Raw genomic sequence first — 8,619 nt, forward strand, 5'->3', positions numbered from 1 at the left:
GGCTTTCTGCTCACGGCCGGCTTCCTCGGGATGATGTATTACTTCATCCCCAAGCAGGCCGAGCGGCCGGTGTATTCATACCGCCTGTCGATCGTGCACTTCTGGGCCCTGATCTTCACCTACATGTGGGCCGGCCCGCACCACCTGCACTACACCGCGCTGCCCGACTGGGCGCAAAGCGTGGGCATGGTGTTCTCGCTGGTGCTGCTCGCGCCGAGCTGGGGCGGCATGATCAACGGCATCATGACGCTCTCGGGCGCGTGGCACAAACTGCGTGACGACCCCATCCTCAAGTTCCTGATCGTGTCGCTGTCGTTCTACGGCATGAGCACCTTCGAGGGCCCGATGATGTCGATCAAGACCGTCAACGCGCTCAGCCACTACACCGACTGGACGATCGGCCACGTGCACAGCGGCGCGCTCGGCTGGGTGGGCCTGATCACCATGGGCTCGCTGTACTACCTGATCCCGCGCATGTTCGGCCAGACCAAGATGTACAGCGTCAGGGCCATCGAGCTGCACTTCTGGGTGGCCACCATCGGCATCGTGCTCTACATCGCCGCGATGTGGATCGCCGGCGTGATGCAAGGCCTGATGTGGCGCGCGGTCAACCCCGACGGCACGCTCGTCTACAGCTTTGTCGAAAGCGTGAAAGCCACCTTCCCGTTTTACGTGGTGCGCCTCGCCGGCGGCCTGCTCTACCTGGGCGGCATGCTCATCATGGGTTGGAACGTGGTGATGACGGTGCGCAACGGCAAGACGGTGACGGTGGCCATCCCGCCCCTGGCCGCGGCCCACGCCTGAGGCAAGGAGCAAAGAACACCATGGCACAACAAGACAACACCAAAACCGGCTTCAGCCACGAGAAGATCGAGACCAACAACTTCCTGATGATCGTGCTGATCCTGCTCGTCATCGCGGTGGGTGGCATCGTCGAGATCGTTCCCTTGTTCTACCAGCGCTCGACCACGCAGCCGGTGGCCGGCCTCAAGCCTTACACCGCGCTCGAGCTGGCCGGGCGAGACGTTTATGTGCGCGAGGGTTGCTACAACTGCCACTCGCAGATGATCCGGCCCTTCCGCTCCGAGACGCTGCGCTACGGCCACTACTCCACGGCAGGCGAGTTTGTCTACGACCACCCCTTCCAGTGGGGCAGCAAGCGCACCGGGCCCGACCTGCACCGTGTGGGCGGCAAGTACAGCGACGACTGGCACCGCATCCACCTGATCAGCCCGCGCGACCTGGTGCCCGAATCCAACATGCCGGCCTACCCCTGGTTGGAGAAGACCAAGGTCGACGGCGAGTCGCTGCCCACGCACTTGAAAGCGCTGCGTGTGGTGGGTGTGCCTTACACCGACGCCGACATCGCCGCCGCCGCCGAGGCCGTGAAAGACAAAACCGAGCTCGATGCGCTGATCGCCTACCTGCAGGTGCTCGGCACCGCGCTCAAGTAATCAGAAAGCAGAACAACCATGGACGTCAACGAACTCCGCATCGTGGTCACCTTGCTGGCCTTTGCCTGCTTCCTCGGCATCGTGCGCTGGGCCTGGTCACGCCGCAACAAGCCCGACTTCGACGAAGCCGCGCAGATCCCGTTTCTGAACGAGCGCAACGGGGGCCGCGATGAGTGACTTCTTCAACAACGGCTGGTCGCTCTTTGTCGCCATCTCGACGGTGCTGTCGCTGCTGGCCTGCCTGTGGCTGCTGATGGTGGCCGCACGCCGCAAGGTGATGGCCGGCGACAACAGCACCGGCCACGTGTGGGACGAAGACCTGCGCGAGCTCAACAACCCGCTGCCGCGCTGGTGGATGATCCTGTTCGTGCTCACCGTCGTGTGCGGCGGCGCTTATCTCTTCCTCTACCCCGGCCTGGGCAGCCACCCCGGCAGCCTCAACTGGACCAGCCAGAACGAATACGAGGCCGAGCAGAAGAAGGCCGAGCAGGCCATGGTGGCGGTGTATGCCGCCTATGTGTCGCAGCCCGCCGAAGCACTGGCCAAGGACACGGCGGCCATGGGCATCGGCGAGCGGCTGTTCATCAACAACTGCGCCGCCTGCCACGGCTCCGACGCCCGCGGCAGCAAGGGATTCCCCAACCTGACCGATGGCGACTGGCTCTACGGTGGCTCGCTCGACACCATCAAGGAAACCATCACCCAGGGCCGCCAGGGCGCCATGCCGCCGCTGGGTGCGGCCGTGGGCTCCAGTGAAGATGTGAGCAATGTCGCCAACTACGTGCTGAGCCTGTCGGGCAGCCCGCACAACCCGATCAAGGCCTACTCGGGCAAGGCGAAGTTCGGCGTGTGTGCCGCCTGCCACGGCAACGACGGCAAGGGCAACCTCGCACTCGGCGCGCCCAACCTCACCGACAAGGTGTGGCTGCACGGCTGGGGCGAAGACGCCATCGTCGCGATGGTCAACAACGGCAAGACCAACATGATGCCGGCGCATGCCGCGCGCCTCACGCCCGAGCAGATCCATGTGCTGGGGGCTTATGTGTGGAAGCTGTCGCAGGCCACCGCCGTGGCCGCCAAGCAGTAGGCACCGCGCGGTCACCACGATGAAAGTTTCGGGCTCCCGGGTCATCCCGATCGCCGCTGCCACCGCAGCCACGGGCGCCGAAGGCGAAACCGTCTGGCTCTACGAGAAGCAGAAAAAGATTTACCCGCGCAGCGTCTCGGGCTGGTTCGCGAGCTGGCGCTGGGGGATGGTGTGGCTGACCCAGCTCGTCTTCTACGGCCTGCCGTGGCTGGAGTGGAACGACCGCCAGGCCGTGCTCTTCGAGCTGGCCTCGCGGCGCTTTTACATCTTTGGCCTGGTGCTGCACCCGCAAGACTTCATCTACCTCACGGCGCTGCTGATCATCTGCGCCTACTCGCTGTTTCTCTTCACCGCGGTGGCCGGGCGCCTGTGGTGCGGCTTTGCCTGCCCGCAGACGGTCTACACCGAGGTCTTTCTCTGGGTGGAGCGCCACACCGAAGGCGACCGCATCGCCCGCATGCGGCTCGACGCCGCAGCCTGGTCGTTCAACAAACTCTGGCGCAAGAGCGCCAAGCAGGTGATCTGGCTGGCGATCGGCTTGTGGACGGGCTTCACGGTGGTCGGCTACTTCACGCCCATCGATGTGTTGTGGGCCGAGGCGTTCACACTGTCGTTCGGCCCCTGGGAATGGTTCTGGGTCTTGTTCTACGGCTTCGCGACCTACGGCAACGCGGGCTACTTGCGCGAGCAGGTCTGCATCTACATGTGCCCCTACGCGCGCTTCCAGAGCGCGATGTTCGACCGCGACACCATGATCGTGAGCTACGACCCGCAACGCGGCGAGCCACGCGGCTCGCGTGGCCGCAAGGTCGACCCCAAGGTCGCGGGGCTGGGCGACTGCATCAACTGCGGGCTGTGCGTGCAGGTGTGCCCGACCGGCATCGACATCCGCGAGGGCCTGCAGTACCAATGCATCAGCTGCGCCGCCTGCGCTGACGTGTGCGACGAAGTGATGGACAAGATGGCCTACCCGCGCGGGCTGATCCGCTTTGCCACACAAAACGGGCTGATCCACCGCTGGACGAGCTCGCAGACGCTCAAGCGCGTGTTGCGCCCGCGAGTGCTCCTCTACAGCGGCGTGCTGGTGCTGTTGTGCATCGGCTTCGTGGTGAGCTTGAGCGTGCGTGACCCGTTCCGCGTCGACGTGGTGCGCGACCGCGGCACGCTCGCGCGCCTGGTGGGCGAAGGCCAGATCGAAAACGTGTACCGCCTGCAGGTCATGAACGCCACCGAGTCGAGCCAGCGTTACCGCGTGCTGCTCGACGGGATGCCGGGGGCCGTCTTGAGCAGCACGCCAGACTTTGAAGTCGGCCCGGCGCAGGCGCGCTGGCTGCCGGTGAGCGTGCAGATTCCGCCCGCCAGCGTGCGCGAGCTGGGGCCGGGTGCGCACCCGATTCAATTCCGCGTGGAGCGCATTGCGCAAGGTGACGAGGCCCCGGCGACGGTGCAGGAAAAGTCGACCTTCGTCGTGCCGCGTTGATCAACATGTTGTGAGGAGACCGCGATGAATCCGCTTGCAAACCCCAAGAACAACAGCGTGCCGTGGTGGCGCGTGGGCATGGTGTGGTTGGTGCTGTCCGGGCCGCTGTCGGTGATGGTGGCGAGCTTCTTCACGGTGCGCCTTGCCCTGCTGAACCCCGACCCGGTGCTGAAGGAGCCCGCACGCAGCGGTGACGCTTCTTCGCCGGCCTTGACACCGGCGGTGAAGGCACGCAACCACGTGGCGACTCCCCCCACCGCAACGCCATGATCTCGGTGATCCGGCAGCGGGCGCTGCAGATTTTGTGGCCGGCCTTCCTGATGGCCGGGGTGCTGGCGATGATGCTGTTCGCCGTGGTCGACCCAGGCGATTTGCAGTGGTTCGGCGGGACGCCGATCGGGTGGCCGCGGCAGGCGGTCTACACGGTGACCTTCCTGATCTTCTGGGGGGCGATGGGGATGTCGGGCGCGCTGACGGCGTTGTTGACGCGCGGTGATACGGAGCTGAATGACGCCGATCGGTTCTAGTGATCGCGTCATTCCCGCGGAGGCGGCAATCCAGGATCTTGGCATCCGTTTGCCCGAGTTGACTTGAATCAACACCTGCCCTTGGTCGCTTTGGCACAGTGACGCCACCATGACCCCAACCTCGTTCCCGGTGGCCCAAGCACCCGCAACCATCACCCCCGAATTGCTGCGTCGCTTTGACGTGGCCGGCCCGCGCTACACCTCGTACCCCACGGCCGACCGCTTCGTCGAGACCTTCAGTGCCGACGACCACGCCCGCGCCGCGCGCCAGCGCGCCGACGGTGCGGCGGCTGGGGGGCAGACGGCCCTGTCGTTGTACGTGCACATCCCGTTCTGCGAATCGGTTTGTTATTACTGCGCTTGCAACAAGGTCGTGACACGCGACCACGGCCGCGCGACGGACTATCTCCGCGCGCTGGAGCAAGAAATGGCCTTGCACGTGGCCTTGCTCGGCGCGGGGCAGAGTGTTTCGCAGCTGCACCTGGGCGGCGGCACGCCCACCTTCCTGAGCGACGACGAGCTCGACCGCCTGCTGGGTGCGCTGCGGCGCAGCTTTCGTGTGGCGCCCGGCGCCGAGATGTCGATCGAGGTCGACCCGCGCACCGTCAGCCGCGAGCGGCTCGCGCACCTGGCCCGGCTCGGTTTCAACCGCCTCAGCTTCGGCGTGCAAGACTTTGACGAGGAGGTGCAGCGCGCGGTGCACCGCGTCCAGCCGTTCGATTCGGTCAAGGCGCTGGTCGAGGCGGCGCGCGAGATCGGCTTCGAGTCGATCAACGTCGACCTGATCTACGGCTTGCCAAAACAGAACCCGGAGTCTTTCGCCCGCACCGTGGCGCAGGTCAACACCTTGCGGCCCGATCGCATTGCGCTGTATGCCTACGCCCACCTGCCGCAGCGCTTCAAGCCGCAGCGGCGCATTGCCATCAGCGACCTGCCGCCGCCCGACCACCGCGTGGGCATGCTGAGCGAGGCCATGGCCTCGTTCCAGCACGACGGTTATGTCTACATCGGCATGGACCATTTCGCGCTGCCCGACGACGCGCTGGCCGTGGCCAAACGCCAGGGGCGGCTGCATCGCAACTTCCAGGGTTACAGCACGCAGCCCGAGTGCGACCTGGTGGCGCTGGGCGTGTCGGCCATCGGCCACATCGGTGCCAGCTACAGCCAGAACGCGAAGACCCTGCCCGAGTACTACGACGCCTTGGCGCAAGGTCAGCTGCCCATCGCTCGTGGCCTGGCGCTGACGCGCGACGACCTGATCCGCCGTGCAGTGATCATGGCGCTCATGTGCCAGGGGCGGCTGGAGTTCGAGTCGATCGAGCTCGCGCAACGGGTCAACATGCGTGAGTACTTCAAAGACGAGCTTGCGCGGATGCAAACCCTCGCCGAACAAGGCCTGGTCGAAGTCGAACCCGGTGCCATCCAGGTCACCCGCATGGGCTGGTACTTCGTGCGCGCGGTGGCCATGGTGTTTGACCGCCATCTGCAAGCCGACCGCATGCGCGAGCGCTTCTCACGGATCATTTGAAACATGGAACTCGCGCTGATCTTCAGTGCAGCGCTGATGGGCCTGGCGGGTGCACCGCACTGCCTGGCCATGTGTGGCGGCATGAGTGCCGGCGTCATTCAAAGTTGCGGGCGTGTGCAGCCCAATGTCGCCACCCTGGCCTTTCATCTGGGTCGGCTGATCAGCTACGCGGCCGGCGGTGCGGTGGCGGCGGCGAGCGTGGCCCTGTTGCGCACCTTGGGTGAATCGGAGCCTTGGCTGCGCCCCTTGTGGACGCTGTTGCACCTGGCGGCTTTGGGCTTTGGCGTGTGGCTGCTATGGACCGGCCGCCAACCCGAGTGGATGCAAGGCAAGGGCAGGGCGCTGCCACCCGAGATGGCAGCGGTGGGCTGGCAGCGAGTGCAAGGCCCGCTGCGCGCGGGAGCCACCGGCTCCTTGTGGGTGGCCTGGCCTTGTGGTTTGTTGCAGTCGGCGCTGATCGTCGCCACGCTGGGCAGCTCGGCCTGGTCGGGTGCGGCGGTGATGGCCGCGTTTGCGATCACCTCGTCGATGGGCTTGCTCGTGGGCCCGGCCTTGTGGGTGAGGCTCGCGGGCAACGGCAGCCTGAGCCTCACCGCAGGCACCTGGGCCATCCGCGTGGCCGGTGCCGCGCTGGCGTTGGCGTCGACCTGGGCGCTGACCCATGGCCTGTGGCAACGCGCATGGGCTTTTTGCTTCGGACCTTGAACCATGGGCTACCGCACCGTTCTTGTTCACCTTGATGGCGATGCGCGCTGCAGCGCGCGCGTGGCGGTGGCGCTGCAGCTTGCCGCGAGGCACGGCGCCCACCTGGTCGGCCTGGCCGCGACCGGCACGCTCGCGCTGCCCGTGGTGGTTGAAGCCGACCTGCGCGGCTGGCCCGACATCGTCGGGCGTGTGCGCGCCCAGCAGCTCGAGCGCGCGCAAGCTTGGGTCGATCAGTTCAACGCGCAGGCTGCGGCTTCGGGGCTGGCCTCATTCGAAGCCGTGTTGAGTGACGAAGAGACCGAGCCCGCGATGATCCGCATCGGGCGACTGAGCGACCTGCTCATCGTCAACCAGGCCGATGCGGGTGATACCGGCAGCACCGTGGCCGCCGATTTCCCGCAGCGGGTGTTCATGCAAACCGGCCGGCCGATGCTGCTCTTGCCACGCACGGGGCCTGTGACCACCTTCGGCGACACGGTGCTCGCCGCCTGGAGCAGCACGCGCGAGTCGGCCCGGGCGTTGAGCGATGCGCTGCCGCTGCTGTGTGCGGCCCACAAGGTGTGCGTGTTGTGCCTGGACCGCGCCGATGAAGCCGGCGTCAGCCGCCTGCAGCTCAACGACCTGCGGCACTGGCTGCAACGCCACGGCGTCAACGCAGAGTGTGTGCAGATCAGCACCGCCGAAGACTTCGGCGAGACCTTGCTGCTGCGCGCCTCCGGTTATGGCGCCGACCTGGTCGTGATGGGCGGCTTTGGGCACTCGCGCTGGGCCGAGCTGGCGTTGGGCGGGGTGACACGCAGCGTGCTGGAGGCTGCGGTGCTGCCGGTGCTGATCTCTCACTAGGTTCATTGCCTGGGCGACACGCGCGCCCCGTCTTTCAGCCCCGGCGGCGGGTAGATCACCACCTGCGCGCCGGCTGCGACGGCCGAGCCATCGACCAGCGCCGCATCATGGCCGTTGCGAGCCACCAATTGCACCTGGCGCACATGAGCCCGCCCGTCTTGCAGCACGAAGAGCGCCATGCGGTCGCCCTGCGGGAAGATCGCACTCACGGGCACGAGCAGGGCCTTGTCGACACTCTGCACGACGATGCTCACTTCCACCCGGAACCCATCGCCCAGGGTGGCCCACTGCACATGGGGCGAGCTGATGTCGATGACGGCGTAGACGCGCTGCTCTTCCACACCCAGCGCCGACACCTTGGTGAACGCGGCCGGCTCCACTAGGCGCACCACGCCCACCAGCGCCGCACCACCCCAACCGTGCAGCCGCACCGGCAGGCCCGGGCGCAGCTGCGCGGCGTCTTCGGTCAGCACGTCCACCACCACCTCGAGCGCGGCCGGATCGCCCAACTCGACGAGCGGCGTGCCCGCGGGCAACACACCTTCACTTTGTTGCACCACCTTCAGCACCTTGCCGTCGACCGGCGCGCGCACCAGCCATGGGGCGCTGGTCATCGCGTTCGTGGGCACGCGTGTGGGTTGCAAGGCGATGCGCACCTGCGCCAACTCGTGGCGCACGGCGTCGGCTTCCTGGCGGGCGGCTTCGAGTTCTTTCTCGCGCAGGCGCTGGTTCAGGCGCTCGGACTCCACCTGCGTGGGCGAGACAAAACCTTGCTGGGCCAGCGACTCGGTGCGCCGTGTGTCGGCCACCGCCTTGGCCAGCGCGGCGTTGGCGCGCTCGATGTTGGCCTGGGCGCGCGCCACGCTGGCCTCCGTCGAGCCGATGCGTTCGCGCTGCTCCAGCCGCGTGCGTTCATCGAGCAGGGACGGGTTGGCCGGCAACACGGCGGCGACGATGGCCTCGCGCTTGACGCTGTCGCCCTGGCGCAGCGTGAG

The 8,619-nt window shown here is 66.6% G+C and carries 11 protein-coding genes; 10 read left to right on the plus strand and 1 reads right to left on the minus strand.

Translation table 11 applies throughout. The features are described from left to right. From RMO40_RS05810 to RMO40_RS05855, 10 genes are all read left to right on the plus strand, one after another. A partial coding sequence (locus RMO40_RS05810; RefSeq protein WP_309717610.1) for a cbb3-type cytochrome c oxidase subunit I occupies positions 1-804 on the plus strand: 804 nt, incomplete at its 5' end. Between the two features lie 20 nt (positions 805-824). Then, positions 825-1,454: a cytochrome-c oxidase, cbb3-type subunit II gene (ccoO, locus tag RMO40_RS05815; protein WP_309717613.1), complete on the plus strand. Its 630-nt coding sequence runs from the start codon at positions 825-827 to the stop codon at positions 1,452-1,454. An 18-nt stretch (positions 1,455-1,472) separates the two neighbouring features. Next, positions 1,473-1,631, plus strand: coding sequence for a CcoQ/FixQ family Cbb3-type cytochrome c oxidase assembly chaperone (locus tag RMO40_RS05820; RefSeq protein WP_309717616.1), 159 nt, complete (start codon positions 1,473-1,475; stop codon positions 1,629-1,631). Continuing rightward, a complete protein-coding gene (ccoP, locus tag RMO40_RS05825) occupies positions 1,624-2,541 on the plus strand; it encodes a cytochrome-c oxidase, cbb3-type subunit III (RefSeq protein WP_309717618.1) in 918 nt (305 codons plus the stop codon). Before RMO40_RS05820 ends, ccoP begins: the two co-directional genes overlap by 8 nt. Before the next feature lie 19 nt (positions 2,542-2,560). Beyond that, the gene (gene ccoG / locus RMO40_RS05830) at positions 2,561-4,021 is read left to right on the plus strand and encodes a cytochrome c oxidase accessory protein CcoG (protein WP_309717622.1); all 1,461 of its coding nucleotides are present in this window, start codon (positions 2,561-2,563) and stop codon (positions 4,019-4,021) included. A 24-nt stretch (positions 4,022-4,045) separates the two neighbouring features. Then, complete coding sequence (locus RMO40_RS05835; protein ID WP_309717625.1) at positions 4,046-4,291, plus strand: hypothetical protein; 246 nt, start codon at positions 4,046-4,048, stop codon at positions 4,289-4,291. Next, positions 4,288-4,548: a hypothetical protein gene (locus RMO40_RS05840; RefSeq protein ID WP_309717628.1), complete on the plus strand. Its 261-nt coding sequence runs from the start codon at positions 4,288-4,290 to the stop codon at positions 4,546-4,548. Before RMO40_RS05835 ends, RMO40_RS05840 begins: the two co-directional genes overlap by 4 nt. A 109-nt stretch (positions 4,549-4,657) precedes the next feature. After that, entirely contained in the window at positions 4,658-6,076 is a 1,419-nt protein-coding gene (hemN, locus tag RMO40_RS05845; protein ID WP_309717631.1) for an oxygen-independent coproporphyrinogen III oxidase, read from the plus strand. Positions 6,077-6,079: 3 nt separating this feature from the next. Beyond that, positions 6,080-6,781, plus strand: a complete 702-nt coding sequence (locus RMO40_RS05850; RefSeq protein ID WP_309717635.1) for a sulfite exporter TauE/SafE family protein — start codon at positions 6,080-6,082, stop codon at positions 6,779-6,781. 3 nt (positions 6,782-6,784) lie between these two features. Beyond that, positions 6,785-7,624: a universal stress protein gene (locus tag RMO40_RS05855; protein WP_309717637.1), complete on the plus strand. Its 840-nt coding sequence runs from the start codon at positions 6,785-6,787 to the stop codon at positions 7,622-7,624. Positions 7,625-7,626: 2 nt separating this feature from the next. Here the strand turns inward: RMO40_RS05855 and RMO40_RS05860 are convergent. Continuing rightward, positions 7,627-8,619: HlyD family efflux transporter periplasmic adaptor subunit (locus tag RMO40_RS05860; protein WP_309717640.1), on the minus strand; the 993-nt coding region annotated here is incomplete at its 5' end.

The sequence above is a fragment of the Rhizobacter sp. genome, assembly GCF_031412075.1.
GTDB lineage: Bacteria > Pseudomonadota > Gammaproteobacteria > Burkholderiales > Burkholderiaceae_C > Rhizobacter.